At 64.5% G+C, this 19,290-nt stretch carries 17 protein-coding genes and 4 tRNA genes; 13 read left to right on the top strand and 8 right to left on the bottom strand.

Annotated elements, in window-relative coordinates; translation table 11 throughout:
• Entirely contained in the window at positions 1-852 is an 852-nt protein-coding gene (locus GTP55_RS15305; RefSeq protein ID WP_161045750.1) for an STAS domain-containing protein, read from the bottom strand.
• A gap of 169 nt (positions 853-1,021) precedes the next feature.
• Here GTP55_RS15305 and GTP55_RS15310 point away from each other — a divergent pair, with 169 nt between their 5' ends.
• Genes GTP55_RS15310 through GTP55_RS15325 form a run of 4 tightly spaced genes read left to right on the top strand, consistent with a single transcriptional unit; the run spans position 1,022 to position 3,912 of the window.
• Positions 1,022-1,378 (top strand): GntR family transcriptional regulator, encoded by a 357-nt coding sequence (locus GTP55_RS15310; RefSeq protein ID WP_161045751.1) that lies wholly within the window; start codon positions 1,022-1,024, stop codon positions 1,376-1,378.
• On the top strand, positions 1,375-2,232 hold the full coding sequence (locus GTP55_RS15315) for an ABC transporter ATP-binding protein (protein WP_161045752.1): 858 nt from the start codon (positions 1,375-1,377) through the stop codon (positions 2,230-2,232). The genes GTP55_RS15310 and GTP55_RS15315 overlap by 4 nt, the downstream gene beginning before the upstream one ends.
• The gene (locus GTP55_RS15320) at positions 2,229-3,173 is read left to right on the top strand and encodes a hypothetical protein (protein ID WP_161045753.1); all 945 of its coding nucleotides are present in this window, start codon (positions 2,229-2,231) and stop codon (positions 3,171-3,173) included. Before GTP55_RS15315 ends, GTP55_RS15320 begins: the two co-directional genes overlap by 4 nt.
• A gap of 4 nt (positions 3,174-3,177) precedes the next feature.
• On the top strand, positions 3,178-3,912 hold the full coding sequence (locus GTP55_RS15325; RefSeq protein ID WP_202423726.1) for a hypothetical protein: 735 nt from the start codon (positions 3,178-3,180) through the stop codon (positions 3,910-3,912).
• On the opposite strand, the gene GTP55_RS15330 is transcribed toward GTP55_RS15325, so the two are convergent.
• Entirely contained in the window at positions 3,905-4,798 is an 894-nt protein-coding gene (locus tag GTP55_RS15330) for a LysR substrate-binding domain-containing protein (protein WP_161045754.1), read from the bottom strand. The two genes, GTP55_RS15325 and GTP55_RS15330, sit on opposite strands and share 8 nt — an antisense overlap.
• An 81-nt stretch (positions 4,799-4,879) precedes the next feature.
• Between GTP55_RS15330 and GTP55_RS15335 the strand changes: the two genes are divergently transcribed.
• On the top strand, positions 4,880-6,082 hold the full coding sequence (locus GTP55_RS15335; protein WP_161045755.1) for an MFS transporter: 1,203 nt from the start codon (positions 4,880-4,882) through the stop codon (positions 6,080-6,082).
• Complete coding sequence (locus GTP55_RS15340) at positions 6,079-6,831, top strand: SDR family oxidoreductase (protein ID WP_161045756.1); 753 nt, start codon at positions 6,079-6,081, stop codon at positions 6,829-6,831. The genes GTP55_RS15335 and GTP55_RS15340 overlap by 4 nt, the downstream gene beginning before the upstream one ends.
• 13 nt (positions 6,832-6,844) lie before the next feature.
• Here GTP55_RS15340 and GTP55_RS15345 read toward each other — a convergent pair whose 3' ends face one another.
• From GTP55_RS15345 to rnr, 4 genes are all read right to left on the bottom strand, one after another.
• A complete protein-coding gene (locus GTP55_RS15345) occupies positions 6,845-7,513 on the bottom strand; it encodes a YceH family protein (protein WP_161045757.1) in 669 nt (222 codons plus the stop codon).
• An 11-nt stretch (positions 7,514-7,524) separates the two neighbouring features.
• Positions 7,525-8,262: a serine O-acetyltransferase gene (cysE, locus tag GTP55_RS15350; RefSeq protein ID WP_161045758.1), complete on the bottom strand. Its 738-nt coding sequence runs from the start codon at positions 8,260-8,262 to the stop codon at positions 7,525-7,527.
• 237 nt (positions 8,263-8,499) lie between these two features.
• Entirely contained in the window at positions 8,500-9,246 is a 747-nt protein-coding gene (rlmB, locus tag GTP55_RS15355; protein ID WP_110848355.1) for a 23S rRNA (guanosine(2251)-2'-O)-methyltransferase RlmB, read from the bottom strand.
• Positions 9,247-11,718, bottom strand: coding sequence for a ribonuclease R (gene rnr, locus GTP55_RS15360; protein ID WP_161045759.1), 2,472 nt, complete (start codon positions 11,716-11,718; stop codon positions 9,247-9,249).
• A 285-nt stretch (positions 11,719-12,003) separates the two neighbouring features.
• Between rnr and GTP55_RS15365 the strand changes: the two genes are divergently transcribed.
• Positions 12,004-12,088: transfer RNA gene (locus tag GTP55_RS15365), tRNA-Leu, on the top strand.
• Positions 12,089-12,133: 45 nt separating this feature from the next.
• On the opposite strand, the gene GTP55_RS15370 is transcribed toward GTP55_RS15365, so the two are convergent.
• Entirely contained in the window at positions 12,134-13,729 is a 1,596-nt protein-coding gene (locus tag GTP55_RS15370; protein WP_161045760.1) for an ATP-binding protein, read from the bottom strand.
• Between the two features lie 148 nt (positions 13,730-13,877).
• Here GTP55_RS15370 and GTP55_RS15375 point away from each other — a divergent pair.
• The 3 genes from GTP55_RS15375 (at position 13,878) to GTP55_RS15385 (ending at position 14,336) form a co-directional block, all read left to right on the top strand.
• Positions 13,878-13,962, top strand: a tRNA-Leu gene (locus GTP55_RS15375).
• A 177-nt stretch (positions 13,963-14,139) separates the two neighbouring features.
• Positions 14,140-14,224, top strand: a tRNA-Leu gene (locus GTP55_RS15380).
• Between the two features lie 27 nt (positions 14,225-14,251).
• A tRNA-Leu gene (locus GTP55_RS15385) sits at positions 14,252-14,336 on the top strand.
• A 66-nt stretch (positions 14,337-14,402) separates the two neighbouring features.
• On the opposite strand, the gene GTP55_RS15390 is transcribed toward GTP55_RS15385, so the two are convergent.
• Positions 14,403-15,251 carry an NAD(P)H-binding protein gene (locus tag GTP55_RS15390; RefSeq protein WP_161045761.1) on the bottom strand — a complete coding sequence of 283 codons (849 nt, stop codon included), beginning with the start codon at positions 15,249-15,251 and terminating at the stop codon, positions 14,403-14,405.
• A 94-nt stretch (positions 15,252-15,345) separates the two neighbouring features.
• On the opposite strand from GTP55_RS15390, the gene GTP55_RS15395 reads away from it, so the two are divergent.
• The 3 genes from GTP55_RS15395 to GTP55_RS15405 all read left to right on the top strand — a co-directional run bounded on the left by GTP55_RS15395 (position 15,346) and on the right by GTP55_RS15405 (position 19,290).
• Positions 15,346-15,756 carry a winged helix-turn-helix transcriptional regulator gene (locus GTP55_RS15395; protein WP_161045762.1) on the top strand — a complete coding sequence of 137 codons (411 nt, stop codon included), beginning with the start codon at positions 15,346-15,348 and terminating at the stop codon, positions 15,754-15,756.
• A gap of 70 nt (positions 15,757-15,826) precedes the next feature.
• The gene (locus GTP55_RS15400) at positions 15,827-18,037 is read left to right on the top strand and encodes an ATP-binding protein (protein WP_161045763.1); all 2,211 of its coding nucleotides are present in this window, start codon (positions 15,827-15,829) and stop codon (positions 18,035-18,037) included.
• Between the two features lie 95 nt (positions 18,038-18,132).
• On the top strand, positions 18,133-19,290 hold the full coding sequence (locus GTP55_RS15405; RefSeq protein WP_161045764.1) for a GGDEF domain-containing protein: 1,158 nt from the start codon (positions 18,133-18,135) through the stop codon (positions 19,288-19,290).

Genomic DNA, 19,290 nt, shown 5'->3' on the forward strand with positions numbered 1-19,290 from the left:
TCACGCCTTGCGAGTGATGGTCGCGCCCACGCGCGCCAGGGCCACCACAAAGGCGTCGGCCAGCGTCGCCTTGGTCACCACGTCTTCCAGATTGACGCCGAGGTGCACGATGGTCTGGGCGATCTGCGGACGGATGCCGCTGATGATGCAGTCGGCGCCCATCAGGCGCGCGGCGGCAATCGTCTTCATCAGATGCTGCGCCACCAGCGTGTCGACGGTCGGCACGCCGGTGATGTCGATGATGGCGATGGCGGCGCCGGTCTCGACGATTTTTTCCAGCAGGCTTTCCATCACCACCTGGCTGCGCGCGCTGTCGAGCGTGCCGATCAGCGGCAACGCCAGGATGTCCTGCCACAGCTTGACGACCGGCGTCGACAGTTCCATCAGCTCATGCTGCTGGCGCACGATGATCTGGTCGCGGCTTTTCTGGAACACTTCCAGCGTGTACAGGCCCAATTGATCGAGCAAGGTGTTGATCGCCCACGATGCTTCAGCCAGCTCGGCCGATTCGGCGCCCAGCTCGCGCCGCAGCATGGTAAACAGCGGCTGCTTCAGCGAAAACACAAAGGTCGCGGTGTCGTTCGGCGTCGAGCCCAGCTTGGCGCGCTGGGTCGACACTTCGCCCAGCAGGTTGCGCACTTCGTCCCACTGGCGCAGGTTGGTGTCGGCGGTGCCGCCGGTGGCGATGGCGGCCGGCAGCAGCGCCAGGAACTGGCGCGTGTGGCGCTGCATGGTAGCTTCGTCGCTGCGGAAGCTTTTGCCCGCCAGTTCGGCCGACCAGATGGCCAGGATATCGCTCTCTTGTTGCGTAATCAGATCGCCGAGGCGCTGATCGATATTATTTGCAGTCATCGAATCCCCTAGGATTGTTTATTGAGGTAACTATCAGACTATATAACATTGCCGCAACAATCACGGCCTTCAATCGTGCGCGGCAGGCAAAAATGTTTGCGTTTTTGATTCGTAGTGTTATAGTTCACTACAACACCACTTCATTAACACACGTAAGGGGTAACCATGTATGTGGAATGACAACGCGCCGATTTATCGGCAGCTCAAGGACAAAGTCGTGGGCATGGTGCTGGACGGCTTGCTCAAGCCGGGCGACGCCCTGCCCTCGGTGCGGCAGATCGCCGCCGAATATCAACTCAACCCAATCACGGTGTCGCGCGCCTACCAGGAGCTGGTGGACGAGACGCTGGTCGAAAAACGGAGGGGAATAGGTATGTATGTGACTGATGGCGCCCGCGACAAACTGCTGGCCACCGAACGCGAGCGCTTCCTGCGCGAAGACTGGCCCGTGGTGCTGGAGCGCATCCGCCGCCTCGGCCTGGACCTGGAATCGCTGCTGAAACCGGCGGCCGGAGGTGCGGCATGAGCGCCGTCATCACCGCCGCCGGCCTGAACAAGCGCTACGGCAAGCAGGCCGCGCTGGACAACGTCAGCTTCACGGTGGAGTCCGGCCGCATCGTCGGCCTGATCGGCCCCAACGGCTCTGGCAAGACCACCACCCTCAAGGCCATCCTCGGCCTGACCCCGTTCGAGGGCCAGCTGTCGGTGCTGGGCATGGACCCGCGCCAGCAACGCGAGGCGCTGATGAACGAAGTCTGCTTCATCGCCGACGTCGCCATCCTGCCGCGCTGGCTCAAGGTCAAGGACGCCATCGCGTTCGTCGAAGGCGTGCATCCGCGCTTCAACCGCGCCAAGGCCGAGAAATACCTGGCCAACACCAAGCTGACGCCGAACATGAAGGTCAAGGCCATGTCCAAGGGCATGGTGGTGCAGCTGCACCTGGCGCTGGTGATGGCGATCGACGCCAGGCTGCTGGTGCTGGACGAACCGACGCTGGGGCTGGACATCCTGTACCGCAAGCAGTTCTACCAGAACCTGCTGGAAGACTACTTCGACGAAAACAAGACCATCCTGATCACCACCCACCAGATCGAGGAAGTCGAGCACATCCTCACCGACCTGCTGTTCATTGAGAACGGCAAGATCGCGCTGGCGGCGTCGATGGATGAAGTGGGCGAACGCTTTACCGAGGTGATGGTCGAGCCGCAATTCATCGCCGCCGCCAATGCGCTGCAACCGCTCAGCCAGCGCACCGTGTTCGGCAAGCCGGTGATGCTGTTCGACGGCGTCAACCGCGAGCAACTATCCAATTTTGGCGAACTGCGCACGCCCAGCGTGGCCGATCTGTTCGTTGCGACCATGAAAGGAAGCTACGCATGAAAACCATGAAATGGCTGATCAAGCGCGAGATGTGGGAAAACAAGGGCATGCTGCTGTGGACGCCCATCGTCATCGCCGGCGCCGTCATCGCCCTGGTTCTCACCGGCCTGATCTTCGGCAACATCGATAACATCCGGCTGTACAACCAGCCGATCAGCGTCACCATCGAAGGCACGGCGCGCAGCCGCATTGCCGAAGCCATGGGCGAAATGTACGTCACGGCCGGCATGCCGATCCTGATGATACTGGGTCTGCTGGTGTTCTTCTACTGCCTCGGCGCGCTGCACGATGAACGCCGCGACCGCAGCCTGCTGTTCTGGAAATCGCTGCCGGTGTCGGACAGCATGACCGTGCTGTCCAAGCTGGTGACGGCGCTGGTGGTGGCGCCGCTGATCACGCTGGGCATCGCGATTGCGGTCGGGTTGCTGATGGCGCTGGCCTTATGCGGGGTGGTGGCCATGCATGGCACCAATCTGTTCGGCGCGCTGCTGGCGACACCGCAGTTCTACCTGACGCCGCTGCGCCTGATCGCCCTGCTGCCGGTGTACATCCTGTGGGCGTTGCCGACCGTGGGCTGGCTGCTGATGGTGTCGAGCATGGCGCGCTCCAAGGTATTCCTGTGGGCGGTCGGCACGCCGCTCATCACCACCTTGCTGCTGGTGTGGGCGCAAAAAGCGCTGCACTTGAGCGTTGATGCGGTCTGGTTCGCCAGCCACATCTCCAGCCGCATCCTGCTGGGCGTGGTGCCGGGCTCGTGGATCGGCTTCGACCGGCCGCCGCTGAGCCTCTCGCCGGAAACGCCCGGCATCTCGGTGTCGACCCTCATCTTCAACGCTTCGTGGAGCACGCTGGGCAACGCCAGCGTGTGGATCGGCGCCGCTGCCGGCGTGGCCATGATTGCGGTCGCCATTTACATGCGCCGCCGCCGCGAGGAAGTCTGACAGCATGAGCGCCATGACGTGCAGCCGCTACGCTGCCATCGCCACCTTGCTGCTGCCATTGCTGTGGCAGCAGCAAGCGCAGGCCGGGGACGACGCCGGCCAACTGGTGGTCATCAACGGCACCCGCAGCCCGGAGCTGCAACCGTACCGCTACATGCTGGCCGGGCTGGACGCCTTCGACGACAACCACGAGCTGGCGCCGAGCGCATCGCTGGTCCGCTTCCGCCTGTACAAAAGCAGCAAGGCGCCGGCCGACGCGTTCGACAGCCTGACGGTACGGCTATCGGGTGACCAGACCGAAATCCCGCTGCCGCTGGCGGAAGACCACAGCTTCTCCCTGCCCCGCAATCGCGCGGCGGAAGACGACAATGCGGACGTGGTGCTGAATCAGAAAAAGAGCTACTACAGCTGGATGCCGGACGTGCGCAGCGCCGGCGTTCCGGCCGGCATGCGCCGGCTGGGCGACATCCGGCTCGAATGCCGGGTTCTGGTAAGCGTGGCGAAGAACTACATCCCGTTCTTCGTACGCGCCTTGATCAACACCCTGACGCTGACGACCGACTGGTGCGCGTTCAAGGAGTTCAAGCTGAGCGTGCACGCCGACGGCGACATCACCAGCGCCACGCTGATCGACGGCGTCACCCGCGTCGAACTGCAAGTCAGCAAGGACGGCAAAAGCTACTCCGTCCCGATCGGCAACAAGCAATACGCCAACGACGCCCTGATCGAACTCAACTGACGTCCCGCTGGGCGGCCAGCCAGTCGACGAAACCATGCAGCAGATTGCCGCCATCGGCCTGCTGCGGGAAGATCGCCACATACCCGGTTCTCGGCACCTGGATCGCGGGCAGTGGCGTCATGAGCCGGTTATTCGCGATGTCCAGCGCCAGCATCGGCAGCGGGCCGATGCCGATGCCCAGGCCGTCCTCCACCGCCTGGCGCGTCACGAAAAAGTGATCGAACCGCTGTCGCGGCAGTCCGGCCAGGTGCGGCACCCCGGCCGCGTCCAGCCAGCGCGACCAATCACCGGCGCGGGTTTCGCTCGCCAGCAGCGTGTGCGCCGCGATGTCGGCCGGCGCCAATATCGGCCGCTGCCGGAACAGCGCCGGACTCATGATGAGCGTATCCACATCGTCCAGCACCGGCACCACATGGTGCAGGGGCCAGGCATCCGCATGCGCCACGCCGCGCCGGATCGCCACATCGACGCCGCCGCGCAACTCCTCCAGCACCGTGCTGACGGTGGTGACCACCACCTCCACCTCGGGATGATCGGCATGGTAGCGGCTCAGCCGGGGTATCAGCCAGCGCATGGCGAAACTGGTCGGCGCGCTGACCCGCAGAATGCGCCGCGCGCCCGGGCGGCCGCACGCTTCCGCCGCCAGCATCAACCGGTCGAACGACAGGCCGACCTCGGCCGCGAACGCTTGCGCCGCCGGCGTCGCCACCATGCGCCGGCCCTGCCGGGTGAACAGCCGCTGACCCAGCCAGCTTTCCAGCGTGGCGATCTGCCGGCTCACCGCCCCATGCGTAAGCCCCAGTTCCACGCCGGCTTCGGCATAGCTACTGGTGCGGGCAGCTACTTCAAAAATCCGCAACGCGTTCAAGGGAGGAAGATGCCGCATGACGATCCGTGAGAAAAATGCACAATACCCGTGATTTTACCCCTACTAGTCGAGTATCGCTCACGTGTATATCATGTGGCCATGATGACGACATTCAAAAGCCGCTGGACCGCGCAGCGACGCAGCCTGCTCGGCGCCTGCCTGGCGCACGCGCTGCACGACGGCTATACCGATGGCCTGTATGCCTTTCTGCCGGTCTGGCAGGCACAGTTCGGCCTCTCCTACGCCGCGCTGGCGGCGGTCCGCGCGCTGTACTACGGCACCATGGGCGGCCTGCAGATTCCGGCCGACCGGGCGCTGCGCGGCTGGTCGCCGCGCGCCGCGCTGGTGTTGTCGACCCTGCTGGCGGCGGCCGGCCTGCTGATCATGGCGCTACCACTGGGCTTTGCCGGGCTGTGCGTCGGCCTGGTGGTCGCCGGCATGGGGTCAAGCATTCAGCATCCACGCGGGTCGATGCTGGTCGCTGACACCTACGGCAAGGCGTCGCGGCGCGCACTGGGAACATATAATTTTGCCGGCGATATCGGCAAGGCCACGCTGCCCGCACTGGTTGCCCTGCTGCTGCCGGTACTGGCGTGGCGCCCGGTGCTGGCGCTGATGGCGCTGCCGGGCATCGCGCTGGCGGCGGCGCTGCCAATGCTGACGCCGGCCACCAGCGGCACCGCCCTTGCCGGCAAGGGCGGCGCGGCGGAGCATGGCGCGCGGCGCGGACGCGGCGGCTTCCGCATCCTCATGACCATCGGCGCGCTCGACACCGCAACCCGCATGGGCTATCTGCTGTTCCTGCCTTTCCTCATCCACGACAAGGGCGGCGGCTCGCCGACGGTGGGCATCGCCCTCGCCCTGCTGTTCATCGGCGGCGCGTTCGGCAAGGCGAGCTGCGGCTGGCTGGGCGAACAGCTGGGCGTGGTCGGCTGCGTCATGGCGACGGAAGCCGCCACCGCGCTGCTGATCGTGGCGACACTGTCCACCGCGCTGGCGCCGACCTTGTTCCTGCTGCCGCTGCTGGGCATCGTATTGAATGGCACCTCGTCGGTTTTATACGGCACCGTGCCGGAACTGTCCGACGGCGATACCGGCCGCGCCTTTGCCGTGTTTTACACCAGTGTCATCGGCGCCGGCGGCATCGCGCCTGTTGTGTACGGCATGGTTGCCGATCACAGCAACAAAACCGTCGGGGTGCTGACCTCGGCGGCCACCGCCTTCCTGATCGTACCGCTGGCGCTGATGCTGCGCGCGCACCTGCGTCAGCCCGCCATCAACCAACGGAGCACCCCGTCATGAACCCATCCCCCCTGATACTGATTACCGGCGGCAGCCGCGGCATCGGCGCCGCCACCGCGCGCCTGGCCGCCGCCCAAGGCTACGACGTGGCGATCAGCTTCGCCGCCGACGAAGCCGCAGCGCTGGCGGTCGCGTCCGATATTGAAGCAGCGGGCCGGCAGGTCCTGGTCCGGCGCGCGGACAGCGCCGCCCCGCAACAAGTGATGGATTTGTTCCACGCGATCGACCGCCAGTTCGGCCGCATCGATGTGTTGGTCAACAACGCCGCCATCATCGCGCCCCAGTCCAGGCTGGAAAGCCTGCCATTTGAGCGCATGCAGCGCATTTTCGCCGTCAACACGATCGGCCCCATGCTGTGCGCGCAGGAGGCGGTGAAGCGCATGTCCCATCGGCACAACGGGCCGGGCGGCGCGATCATCAACGTATCATCGGCGGCGGCGCGCCTGGGCAGCCCCAACGAATACGTCGACTATGCGGCGTCGAAAGGCGCGCTGGAGACCTTCACCACCGGCCTGGCAAAGGAAGTCGCGCGCGAAGGGATACGGGTGAACTGCGTGCGCCCCGGCCACATCTATACCGGGATGCATGCCAGCGGCGGCGAGCCGGGACGCGTGGACCGGCTGAAAGACTCGATCCCGATGGGCAGAGGCGGCCAGCCGGAGGAAGTCGCGCGCGCGATACTCTGGCTGGCCAGCGCTGAGGCGTCCTTCGTCACGGGCACCTTCGTCGACGCCACTGGCGGCAAGTGAGCCCGCCGGCACCTTATTCGAACTGCTTGCGGAACTCGGCAAACTGCGCGGTCAGGTCTTCCACCTGGCGGCGCAACTGCTGCACTTCCTGCTCCAGCGCGCCGACGCGGCTGCCCTGCGCCACCGAACCGCCCAGGCTGGCGGCGGTTTCTTCGCGCGCCAGCGCTTCTTCGCCGCCCAGCAGCTGGCCGTAACGCGGCTCCTTGGTGCCCGGCGCCAGCGGCAGCCTGGACACCAGCGGCGGGTATTTGTCGATCAGGAATTGCAGCGCGTGCTCAACATCGGCCACTGATTTGAAATCGTGCAGGCGGCCGCTGCGGGTGCGGATCTCGCCGGCGGTTTGCAGGCCGCGCAGCATCAGGATGCTCAGCACCGCCAGCTTGTCCTGCTCCAGCGACCACTTGATGCGCATGCGGTGCTCGTACTTGGTGACGCGCGCGCCGGCCTGGGTGATGCCGTTGACGTACTTGCGCTGCATCAGCCGCTGCAACACTTCGGACACCGCCTCTTCCGACAGCGCCATCACCGGATCGCGGCTGGACAGCTGGTTGCAGCCGTTGACCAGCGCGTTCAGCGACAGCGGATAGTTATCGGGCGTCAGCGCCTCCTTCTCGGCCAGCACGGCCAGCACGCGGATTTCAAACGGGTCCAGCACTTCTGCGCCATCGGGCGTATCTTCCATGACTTGCTTCCTTATTCGACGAGCTTGTTCAGTTGGTCCGAATTCAATTTATCACACTCGGGCACGCTCTGGCATTCGAGCCCGGCCGCCCGCATGGTTGCCGCCAGCTGCTCGATGCGCTGCTCCTGCTTGGCGGCGTGTTCGATCAGTCCGCGCAGCGCTTTCGACAGCGGATCGTCGCCATTGGGCGTGACGCCGTAGGCGGCGAACGGGTTGCCGGCGGCGTTGAGTAAATCCTTTTGTACGATGTGGGCCGGATTGCCGACGGCGGTCGCCCCTGGCGGTACCGGTTTCAGCAGCACGGCGTTGGAGCCGACCTTGGCGTAGTCGCCGACGGTAAAGCCGCCCAGCACCTTGGCGCCGGCGCCGATGATGACGCCGCGTCCCAAGGTAGGATGGCGCTTGGCGCCGGTATGCAGCGAAGTGCCGCCCAGCGTCACGCCCTGGTAGATGGTGCAATCGTCGCCGACTTCGGCGGTCTCGCCGATCACCACGCCGAAGCCGTGGTCGATGAACACGCGGCGGCCGATGCGGGCGCCAGGGTGAATTTCGATGCCGGTGAGGATGCGGGCCAGGTAGGAGACGAAGCGGCCCAGCCATTTCAGCTGGTGGGTCCAGCACCAGTGCGCCCAGCGGTGCAGCACAATGGCTTGCAGGCCGGGATAGCAGGTCAAAACCTCCCAGGCGTTGCGGGCGGCGGGATCGCGTTCGATGATGCTGTTAATGTCCTGGCGGAGGCGGTGGAACATGGTCGGTGCGGAATGACAAGCGGAACACCCATGTTAGCGCATTCGGGCGGGCGTTGCCGAGGGGGAGTTTCGGCTCGATGAGCCGGGTTATGGGTCCCCGCCTGCGCGGGGACGACGTGGCGCACGCCACTTGCGCGGAGACGTGGCGCACGCCGCTTGCGCAGGGACGTGGCGCCCGCCACTTGCGCGGGGACGTGGCGTCATTCCCGCGCAGGCGGGAATCCATGCTGAGTCGACTCAGCCTTCCTTGGCGATACGTTGACGGCGCGCTTCGTACAGGCAGACACCCGACGCCACCGACACGTTCAGGCTCTCAACCGAGCCAAACATCGGAATGCTGACCAGCATATCGCAGGTCTCGCGCGTCAGGCGGCGCATGCCCTCGCCTTCCGAACCCATCACCAGCGCGGTCGGGCCGGTGAAGTCGGCTTCGTACAGACCTTTTTCGCCATCATCCGAAGTGCCGATCAGCCAGATATCGCGATCCTTCAGGTCACGCAGGGTGCGCGCCAGATTGGTCACGGTAATGTACGGCACGGTCTCCGCCGCGCCCGACGCCACCTTGGCCGCCGTCGCATTCAGCCCCACCGCGCGGTCCTTCGGCACGATCACCGCATGTGCGCCAACACCATCGGCCACGCGCAGGCAAGCGCCCAGGTTATGCGGATCGGTAATCCCATCCAGCACCAGCAGCAGCGGCGGACCATCAATCGCATCCAGCAGTTCATCCAGATTGCGCGCCAGCGCCAGCTGCGACGCAAACGCGATCACTCCCTGGTGGCGGCGGGTGCCGACAATCTTGTCCAGCCGTGCCGAATCGACCGGCATCACGCGCACGCCAGCCGCTTTTGCGTTGGCGATCAAATCCTTCATGCGGCGGTCGTCACGACCGGCATCGACGAAAATTTCTTCCACGGAGGCGGCCTCGTGACGCAAACGCGAGGTCACCGCGTGAAAACCGAAAATCATTTTGTTCTTACTCATTTATCGCTTCTTCTTACTATTAGAGGCAGCTTTGGCTGCTCTGGGTTTGGCTGCGGGTGCAGCCTTGGTCTTCGGTCGGGCAGCGGCCGGCTGGGCTGCTGCCGGCTTGGCGGAAGCCGCAGGTTTGCGCGAAGGCTTGCCGGACTTGGCGGCCGGCGCCGGCGCCGGGATTGCCGGGGCAGGCTTGATGTTGGTCTTGCGGTCCTTGGCCTGACGCTCGCCCTTGTCCGGACGTGGCGGCGGCGCATCGGCCCCAGCCAGACGCAGATCGATCTTGCGCGACTCCAGGTCCACACGCACCACCTGCACGCTGACATGGTCGGTCAGCTGGAAAGTCTTGCCGGAGCGTTCGCCTTTCAGCTCGTGACGCGCATCGTCGTACTGGAAGTAATCCTGGCCCAGGTCGGTGATGTGCACCATGCCTTCGACGAACAGCTGGTCCAGCTGCACGAAGATGCCGAACGTGGCCACGCCGGTGATGACGCCGGTGTATTCTTCGCCCAGCTTGTCCTGCATGAAGTAGCACTTCAGCCAGTTCTCGACATCGCGCGATGCTTCGTCGGCGCGGCGCTCGTTGGCCGAGCAGTGCACGCCGAGCGCGTCCCACACGGTCAAATCGCCGGCTTTTTTCTCTTTGCCTTCGGCCTTGTCCTTGGCCTGCTGCTTGCGGGTGGCGTTCGAGACGTTGGTGTTCAGCACGCTGGTGCTGGCGATCTTCGGCTCGTATTTTTTACCCAGCAGGATGGCCTTGATGGCGCGGTGCGTCAGCAAGTCCGGATAGCGGCGAATCGGGCTGGTGAAGTGGGCATACGCCTCATACGCCAGGCCGAAGTGGCCGATGTTGTCCGGCGAGTAGACCGCCTGCTGCATCGAGCGCAACAGCATGGTCTGCAGCAGCGACGCATCCGGACGCCCCTTGATCTCGCGCATCAGCGCGGCGTAGTCGCCGGCCGCCGGCTTGTCGCCGCCGCCTAGGTTCAGGTTGACCTGCTTGAGGAAGCTGCGCACCTGCTTGAGCTTTTCACCGCTCGGCGTGGCGTGAATCCGGTAAGTGCCCGGATGCTTGTTGCGAATCAGCAGGTCGGCCGCGCAGACGTTGGCGGTCAGCATGCACTCTTCAATCAGACGGTGCGCATCATTGCGGGTGCGCGGGATGATCTTCTCGATCTTGCCGTTCGGATTGCAGACGATATAGGTTTCGGTGGTCTCGAAATCGATGGCGCCACGTTCCGCGCGCGCTTTGAGCAGCGCCTGGAACACGTCGTACAGGTTCAGCAGATGCGGCACGATGCCCGGGCGGCGCGCGGCTTCCGGCCCCTTGGTGTTACCCAGGATGTCGGCCACTTCGGTGTAGGTCAGGCGCGCGGCCGAGTGGATCACGGCCGGATAGAACTGGTACGCCTTGATCTCGCCCTTGGCGGTGATCACGGCGTCGCACACCAGCGTCAGACGGTCGACCGCCGGGTTCAGCGAGCACAGGCCGTTGGAGAGTTTTTCCGGCAGCATCGGAATCACGCGGCGCGGGAAGTACACCGAAGTGCTGCGTTCCAGCGCGTCGGCGTCCAGCGCGTCGTTCGGCTTGACGTAGTGGCTGACGTCGGCAATCGCGACGATCAGGCGGTAGCCGTTGCTGCGGCCGATCTTGACCGGTTCGCAGTAGACCGCATCGTCGAAATCGCGCGCATCTTCGCCGTCGATGGTGACCAGCGGCACGTCGCGCAAATCGACGCGCTCGCCCCAGTCGGCTTCGCGCACATGATCCGGCAGCCTGGCGGCTTGCTTCAGCGCCGCGTCCGAGAAGATGTGCGGCACGCCGAACTTGCGCACGGCGATTTCGATTTCCATGCCGGGATCGTCCAGCGAACCCAGCACTTCGACGATCTTGCCGACCGGCTGCTTGAAGCGCATCGGCTGCTCGGTCAGCTCAACGCTGACCACCTGGCCGGCCTTGGCCTTGCCGATCGAGCCTTCGACCAGCACGTCCTGCGAAATGCGCTGGTCTTCCGGCGCCACCACCCACACGCCGCTCTCGTTGAGCAGGCGGCCGATGATGTGGGTATTGGCACGCTGGGTGACTTCGACAATGGTGCCTTCCGGGCGGCCGCGGCGGTCAACGCCGATGACCTTGGCCAGCACGCGGTCGCCATGCAGCACTTTCTGCATTTCCTTCTCGGGCAGGAACAGGTCTTCGCCCGGCTCGTCCGGGATCACAAAGCCGAAGCCGTCGCGGTGGCTGCTGACGCGGCCGGCGACGAAGCCGGTCTGCGCGGCCAGCGAGTAGTGGCCGGCGTCATCGATCAGGATCTGGCCGTCACGCTGCATGGCGTTCAGGCGACGCGACAGGATGGCCTGGGCGTCGGTGCCGACTTTCAGCGATTTCGACAAGGCGCGCAGGTCCAGTGGACCGTCGACGCTGCGGAAGATGCCGAGAATTTCCTCACGGCTGGGAATGGTGTGTGTAGATTGGCTCAAAAGTTTTCTTATTTTTTACAGTGTTAGCATATATATGGCACGACGACAGGCGTAGTGTACTTGGAATCGCCTTGCTTGACTAATTCAAGCCGGATCGCGGGCTGCTCAAAAAATATTCTTGGGAGGTATTTGACATCGCCGGGGATTGCTCTATAATTCTGGTCTCTCGCAGCGCAAGCGGCGGGATCTGCAAGACGGGTTGATGTGCAGTAAGGAATGTAAAAGTTCATCTGGCGCAAAACTCTCCCGGTCGATATAATAGCAGAGTTGTTGAGCAGTATCAGTGCCCACGTGGCGGAATTGGTAGACGCGCATGGTTCAGGTCCATGTGCCGCAAGGTGTGGGGGTTCGAGTCCCTCCGTGGGCACCATAGAATTCCGTGTTAAAAGCCTCCTTCCGGAGGCTTTTTTCATTTCTACTCCGTCCATTCCAGCTTAAGGTGCGCGCCGATCTCGCGCAGCAGGTCGTGCTCGTTGACCGGCTTGGACAGGAAGGCGTTGGCGCCCACCGCCAGCGAACGCTCCTCCTCTTCCGGCGTGGCGCTGGCGGAAATCATCAGTACCGGCGTACCGGCGGTGCGCGCATCCCCGCGCAGGCGGCGCATGATTTCAAGGCCGTCCATGCCGGGCATGACCATATCGAGCAGCACCATGTCCGGCCGCACCGACTGGGTCTGCGCCAGCGCCGACATGCCGTTTTCCGCCTCAAACGTACGAAAACCCAGTCCGCCCAGCCAATCGCGCAGCAGTGCGCGATTGGTCGCCACGTCGTCCACTACCAGGATGGTCTTGCGCGGGCCGACGTAGCCGGTGGCGATGCGCTCGCCACTCATCAGCACGCCCGGCGCGTCCACCACTTTCAGCGCCACATCAAACCAGAAGCGGCTGCCTTTGCCGGGCATGCTTTCCACTTGCAGCGCACCGCCCATCAACTGCACCAGCTGGCGGCTGATCGCCAGCCCGAGGCCAGTGCCGCCGGCGCGGCGCGACGCATCCCCCACCTGTTCGAACGGCCGGAAGATGGCCTCCTGCTGATCGGCGGCGATGCCAATGCCTTCGTCGACGACCTCGAAGCGCAGGCGCGCCACCTCCTGCGCCTGCGCCGGCTCGGCCGGCAACGGCGACACGCGCAGCCGCACCGTGCCGCGATCGGTAAATTTGACGGCGTTGCCGAGCAGGTTCAGCAGCACCTGGCGCAGCCGCGTCTCGTCCACGCTGACCGCCAGCGGCAAGGCGTCCATCAGCTCCAGTTCGAAGTGCAGATGCTTCTGCTCGGCGCGCACGCGCATGATGTCGGCCACCACTGACAGCAGATCGCCCAGCCGCACCGGGCGCGGATGAAATTCCATCTTGCCGGCATCTACCCGCGACAGGTCGAGCACATCGTTGATCAGCGCCAGCAGGTGCTGGCCGCCCTGCTGGATGGTGCTGATGCCGGTCTGCTGCGGCACGCTCAGGCCCTTGTCGCGCTTGAGGATCTGGGCATAGCCGAGAATCGCATTGAGCGGCGTGCGCAACTCGTGGCTCATCGACGTCAGGAAGGCGCTCTTGGCGCGGTTGGCGACCTCGGCGCGCTCCATGGCGGTACGCAGGTCGTCGTTGGCTTTTTGCAGCTCGGCGTTGACCGCCGCCAGCTGCGCCGGACTCGGAATGCGCAGCGCGATCGGAATCAGGCGCACCATGGCGACGGCGGTCACCACCGAAGCGACCGCGGTGATCGCTTTCAAACCGACCGCCACCACATAATCCGGCCGCCAGATCACCCACACATCCATGACGTGCGTGGCGCCGCACGCCAGGATGAACACGCCAAAGGCGATGAACATCCAGTCGAACGGCATGTCGCGCCGCTTGCGGATGAAATACACCAGGCTGATGGGAATGGTGAGATACGCCAGCGCGATCAGGGCGTCGGAAATCACACTGGTCCACAGAATGGACGGCATCCACAGGAAGCAATGCCCGTGCGGCATGAAGTTCTGGCTGTCGAGCCAGCGGTTGATCATTTCCATCGCGCTCCCCGGTGTTGTTGCAATGACAGGGCCAGCTTACGAAAGTGCATGGCAACTGGCAAGCGCTAAACCACTTGCAAAAAAGGAGTTGTTGCCGTAATATACTGGCCTCTGACGCGCTCAACGCGGCAGAGCAAAGCAGCAAAATGCCCACGTGGCGGAATTGGTAGACGCGCATGGTTCAGGTCCATGTGCCGCAAGGTGTGGGGGTTCGAGTCCCTCCGTGGGCACCATAGAATTCCGTGTTAAAAAGCCTCCTTCGGGAGGCTTTTTGCATTGGGGCGTTTCTTTGCCAGTGAAATAATTTCACAAAAGCAGCAAATTGCTATTGACGAGGGTGCGGTCGCCCCTTAAGATGCATGCCTTCTGTTGCAGAGCACGCAGCAGAAAGTAGCGAAAACAGAGTCAGCGCCCACGTGGCGGAATTGGTAGACGCGCATGGTTCAGGTCCATGTGCCGCAAGGTGTGGGGGTTCGAGTCCCTCCGTGGGCACCAAGCGCTGATGACTGTTGAGACTACAATGCCCACGTGGCGGAATTGGTAGACGCGCATGGTTCAGGTCCATGTGCCGCAAGGTGTGGGGGTTCGAGTCCCTCCGTGGGCACCAAAAATTCCGCAAAAAAGCCTCCATCGGCGTCAAGCAGATGGAGGCTTTTTTCATTTCAGCTCCCGATTACAGCGCTGCCTTCACCGCATCGGCCAGCGAGATGGTCGGGCGGCGTATCAGTTTGCCGAGGGTGCGGCTATCGTCGAACAATGCACCTTTCGCCGCTTGGGCGTCGGAGTCGGCGATCAGGTCGGCCAGCGGGGCCGGCAAGCCGACATTCGTCAGCAACTCAGCGTAATCCTTCTGCGCCAGGTTGTGGAACGGGATCTCCTTGCCGCTCTGACGCGCGACTTCGGCTGCCAGCTCGGCCAGCGTAAAGGCGGTGTCACCCGCCAGTTCATAGACCTGCTCCACCGCTTCGCTGCTGGCCAGCACCACGGCTGCAGCTTCGGCGTAGTCGGCGCGCGCGGCGGCCGAGATGCGGCCTTCGCCGGCGCCGCCAGCCAGCGCACCGTGCGCAATTGCGCCGCCCAGGCTGACCGTATAGTTCTCCACATACCAGCCATTGCGCAGCAGACTGTACGGCAGGCCCGAGGCGCGCACTGCGTCTTCGGTAGCGCGATGCTCGCCCGCCAGGCCCAGCGTGGAGCGGTCGGCATGCAGCACGCTGGTGTAGGCCAGCAGGCCGACTTTGGCGCGGGCGGCGGCGTCGATCACGCTGCGGTGCTGCGACACGCGGTTGCCCAGGTCGTTGGACGAGATCAGCAGCACCTTGGTGGCGCCTTCAAACGCCGCATCCAGCGAAGCCGGATCGTTGTAGTCAGCGTGACGCACCAGTACGCCCTGGTCGGCCAGGTCGACCGCCTTGGCCGGGTCGCGCACGGCGGCGACGATGTTCTCGGCCGGCACGCGCTTGAGCAGTTCAGCAATCACCAGACGGCCCAGTTGGCCGCTTGCAGCAGTAACGATAATCATCAGGTCTCTCCTAAAAAGTGAATGAGACCATAATATCGGCTATACTTACGAATTGTAAGTACGCACATTTTAGTAAGTACCCCAGGAGCTACCGATGAGCAGTAAATCCCTGCGCAAGACCATTCAGCAAATGCAACAGAACCCGCAGCGCGCCCAGGTGATGGCGGCCGACTGCCCGTCGCGCGCCGTGCTCGGCCATATCACCAGCCGCTGGGGCGTGCTGGTGCTGGTGATGCTGCTGGAACGCACCCACCGCTTCAGCGAGCTGCGCCGCGCCGTTGGCGGTGTCAGCGAAAAGATGCTGGCGCAGACGCTGGACGCTCTCGCCTACGACGGCCTGGTATTGCGGGTCGCCCGGCAAGTGGTGCCGCCGCACGTGGAATACAGCCTGACGCCGCTCGGCCGCGAGGCCGCCACCCGGCTGGAAGTGTTGGTCGACTGGATCGAGGACAACTTCCCGCTGATCCACGAGGCGCAAAAAGCTGCTGCCCTGCGAGCCGCATGATGCCGCCCACGCCAGCCGATCTTGTAATACACTGGCCGCACGCCGCCCTGCGGAGCCGCACCAGCCACCCATGATGCCGCCGTTCTCATCCGATCAGCCGCAGACCATCCTGATAGCCGCCAGCACCGCCTATGACACGGCCGCGCTGCAACGCATGCTGGCGCGCCACCATTTGACCGTGCAGGCCGTCAGCCGCGGCGACGAGGCGCTGGCAGCGGTGCGCGGCGGCCATGTCGCGCTGGCCCTGCTGGATGTGGCGCTGGCCGGCAGCGCCAACCTGGAACTGTGTCCGCGCCTGCAACAAGCCAGCCAGACGCCGCTGCCGGTGTTTCTGTTGTCGGCCCATACCAGCCCGGAAGAACGCCTGCGCGCCGACGAGGCCGGCGCCGCTGCCTATCTGCCGCTGAGCTTCCAGACAGATGAGCTGGCCGAGAAAATCCTGCTGCATTTGCAACTGATCGCCCCGGCGCCGCACGTGGCCGGCATGCCGACCATGGCCACGCTGGAAGTCAACTACCACACCATGCTGGCCGGTTCGCCCGACGCCATCGTGCTGATGCAACGCGGCAGCTACCAGATCCTGGACGTCAACCGCCGCGCGCGCCAACTGTTCGGCCTGACCGAGACCGAACTGGTGCAGAGCGACCTGCTGGCGCTGTTCCCACCGTTGCAACCCGATGGCCAGCCCAGCGCGCACGTGTTCGCCACCGCCATCGAGCAGATCATGGCGGGCGAGATCCAGATGGTCGAGATGGAACTGCGCCACAGTTCCGGCCGCGCGATCGCCTGCGAACTGCGGATGGTGCCGCTGACCACCGCCGAGCACCGGCTGATGCATGTGCGCATCGTCGACGTCACCCCGCGCCAACTGGCCAACGCCCTGCGCGACGGCAAGAACGCGCTGCTGGAGATGATTGCCCGCGGCGCCCCGCTGCCGGACACGCTGGACAAGCTGGTACGCCTGATCGAAGCCCAGCTGGACAACGGCCATTGCACCGTTATGCTGCTCAATCCGGACGGCGTGACAGTGACCAGCGCCGCCGGCCCCAGCATGCCACCCGACTACCTGGCGGCGCTCAACGGCCTGCCGATCGGCCCGGCGGCCGGCTCCTGCGGCACCGCCATGTTCCGCAAGCAGACGGTGATCGTCAGCGACATCCTGAACGACCCACTGTGGGCGCCCTACCGCAACGCCGCAGCCCACTACGGCCTGCGCGCCTGCTGGTCGACGCCGATCCTGCTGGACCAGGACACGGTGCTCGGTTCGTTCGCCATGTACTACCGGGACGTGCGCGAACCCACCGAGGACAACCGGCGCCTGATCCACACTGCCACCCACCTGGCCGGCATCGCCATCGCCCGCACCAGGCACGAGGAAGAGCTGCAACGCCACCGCGAGCATCTGGAAGAACTGGTGGCGGTGCGCACCGCCGAACTGCGCCAGGCCAAGGATGACGCCGAACACGTCAACGAAGAGCTAAGCACCGCATTGGACAATCTCAGCCTGACCCAGGAAGAACTGGTGCGGCGCGACAAGCTGGCCGCGCTGGGGGCGCTGGTGGCCGGCGTCGCCCACGAACTGAACACCCCGATCGGCAACAGCCTGACCATGGCCAGCAGCATGAGCGAGCGTACCGCCGCGCTGCGCCACGACCTGGAAAGCGGCCTGCGCAAGTCGGTGCTGACCGCCTACCTGGACCAGGCCGCCAGCGCCGACGAAGTGGTGTTGCGCAACCTGAACCGCGCCGCCGCGCTGGTCGACAGCTTCAAGCGGATTGCGGTGGACGGCGCCGACAGCCAGCGCAGCCGCTTCATGCTGGGCGACGTGGTGGCCGAGCTGATGCAGTCGGTACAGGGCGAGGTGAGCCAGCGCCAACTGGAGCTGGTCGAGGACGTCGATCACTGGCTGGAAATGGACAGCTACCCCGGCCTGCTGATGCAGGCCCTGCGCCACCTGATCGACAACAGCCTGATACACGGTTTCGGCAGTCGCCACCAGGCCAACGGCCACGGCAGCATTACGCTGTCCGCGCATGACAGCAACAATGGCGAAATTGCCATCACGCTGAGCGACACCGGCGCCGGCATCACGCCGGAAAACCTGCCGCGCATCTACGATCCGTTCTTCACCACGCGCATGGGCGCCGGCGGTTCCGGCCTCGGTTTGTATATCACACACAACATCGTCACCGGCGTGCTGGGCGGCCGAATCGACGCCGCCAGCACGTCAGGCCACGGCGCCAGCTTCATGCTGCGCCTGCCCAAGAGCGCGCCGCTGTAGCAGCCACGAAGATTTTTCCGCCTCGCAACTGTTGCAGTCGTATAATCGAAGTGACAGACCGGCAAGCAGCCGGCCGCAAGCGGAGACCTGCAGCCATGCCCCCACATCCTGTTCCGTCCAGGACAATCAAAGTCGCACCGCTGAAGTGCGAATTTTGCGACATCACGACGGAAAACGATTTCCTGCGCCATCACTTGGCCACCACCCAGGCCCAGTTGCGCGTGACCTTTCTGTTCTGTGCGCTGTTCTACCTGTGCTTTGCCGTTACCGACCTGATCTGGGTCGGCTATGAACTGAAAACCTGCTTGCTGGTCGGCGCGCGGATTGCCGTCGCCGCCACCGTGCTGGGCTGCCTGCAGCTGGTCAAGCGGCGCCCGGACGCCATTCCCATCACGCGGATAGCCGCCACCATTGTCGAAGTGGCCGGCGCAGCAGGCTTTCTGCTGATCGCCGCGCTGCGGCCGAACGAATTCTCGCTGCACGCCATCTCGATGTCGATCGTCATCATCGTCATCTACATCTACATTCCCAACCGGCTGCTGTACGCGGTGGCGATAGCGGCGGCCGCGACCGCGCTGTTCATGCTGCTGGCGTGGCGGCTGGGCGACGTGCACGGCATGCAACTGGGGACCATGGGCGCACTGCTGACGCTGTGCAACGTGTTCTGCTACGTGGCGGCGCGGCGCTATGAAATCCTGTCGCGCGAGGAATACAGCGCGCAGATGGTGCTGAAAAACCTGTCGGTGCGTGACCCGCTGACCGGTTGCTACAACCGGCGCCACCTGCACGAACAACTGCTGGAAACGGAAATCTCGCGCGCCCAGCGCTACAAGCTCAGCCTCACCGTCATCATGAGCGACCTCGACCACTTCAAAGCGGTCAACGACACCTACGGCCACTACGGCGGCGACGCCGTGTTGCAACGCTTTGCTTCTCTGATGCAATCGATGACGCGCGACAGCATCGATAGCGTGGTGCGCTACGGCGGCGAGGAATTTCTGCTGATCCTGCCGGAAACCGACCTGGCCGGCGGCCAGTTGCTGGCCGAACGGCTGCGCCAGACGCTGGCCGCCACGCCGGTCGAGCACGCCGGGCAGCAGATCAGCGTGACCGCCAGCTTTGGCGTCGCCAGCGTGGATTTCGCCGCCTCCACGCCCGACGCCCATGTCAACATGATCGCGGCCGCCGACGATTTGCTGTACGCTGCGAAAAACAGCGGCCGCAATCGCGTCTGCGCCCAACAACTGGTGTAA

Source organism: Duganella margarita, assembly GCF_009857535.1.
Lineage (GTDB): Bacteria > Pseudomonadota > Gammaproteobacteria > Burkholderiales > Burkholderiaceae_D > Rugamonas > Rugamonas margarita.

Excerpts from the sequence above, each read along its gene's own strand:
- GTP55_RS15305 (WP_161045750.1), bottom strand. The coding sequence starts at position 852 with ATGACTGCAAATAATATCGATCAGCGCCTCGGCGATCTGATTACGCAA.
- GTP55_RS15310 (WP_161045751.1), top strand. The coding sequence starts at position 1,022 with ATGTGGAATGACAACGCGCCGATTTATCGGCAGCTCAAGGACAAAGTC.
- GTP55_RS15315 (WP_161045752.1), top strand. The coding sequence starts at position 1,375 with ATGAGCGCCGTCATCACCGCCGCCGGCCTGAACAAGCGCTACGGCAAG.
- GTP55_RS15320 (WP_161045753.1), top strand. The coding sequence starts at position 2,229 with ATGAAAACCATGAAATGGCTGATCAAGCGCGAGATGTGGGAAAACAAG.
- GTP55_RS15325 (WP_202423726.1), top strand. The coding sequence starts at position 3,178 with ATGAGCGCCATGACGTGCAGCCGCTACGCTGCCATCGCCACCTTGCTG.
- GTP55_RS15330 (WP_161045754.1), bottom strand. The coding sequence starts at position 4,798 with ATGCGGCATCTTCCTCCCTTGAACGCGTTGCGGATTTTTGAAGTAGCT.
- GTP55_RS15335 (WP_161045755.1), top strand. The coding sequence starts at position 4,880 with ATGATGACGACATTCAAAAGCCGCTGGACCGCGCAGCGACGCAGCCTG.
- GTP55_RS15340 (WP_161045756.1), top strand. The coding sequence starts at position 6,079 with ATGAACCCATCCCCCCTGATACTGATTACCGGCGGCAGCCGCGGCATC.
- GTP55_RS15345 (WP_161045757.1), bottom strand. The coding sequence starts at position 7,513 with ATGGAAGATACGCCCGATGGCGCAGAAGTGCTGGACCCGTTTGAAATC.
- cysE (WP_161045758.1), bottom strand. The coding sequence starts at position 8,262 with ATGTTCCACCGCCTCCGCCAGGACATTAACAGCATCATCGAACGCGAT.
- rlmB (WP_110848355.1), bottom strand. The coding sequence starts at position 9,246 with ATGAGTAAGAACAAAATGATTTTCGGTTTTCACGCGGTGACCTCGCGT.
- GTP55_RS15370 (WP_161045760.1), bottom strand. The coding sequence starts at position 13,729 with ATGGAAATGATCAACCGCTGGCTCGACAGCCAGAACTTCATGCCGCAC.
- GTP55_RS15390 (WP_161045761.1), bottom strand. The coding sequence starts at position 15,251 with ATGATTATCGTTACTGCTGCAAGCGGCCAACTGGGCCGTCTGGTGATT.
- GTP55_RS15395 (WP_161045762.1), top strand. The coding sequence starts at position 15,346 with ATGAGCAGTAAATCCCTGCGCAAGACCATTCAGCAAATGCAACAGAAC.
- GTP55_RS15400 (WP_161045763.1), top strand. The coding sequence starts at position 15,827 with ATGATGCCGCCGTTCTCATCCGATCAGCCGCAGACCATCCTGATAGCC.
- GTP55_RS15405 (WP_161045764.1), top strand. The coding sequence starts at position 18,133 with ATGCCCCCACATCCTGTTCCGTCCAGGACAATCAAAGTCGCACCGCTG.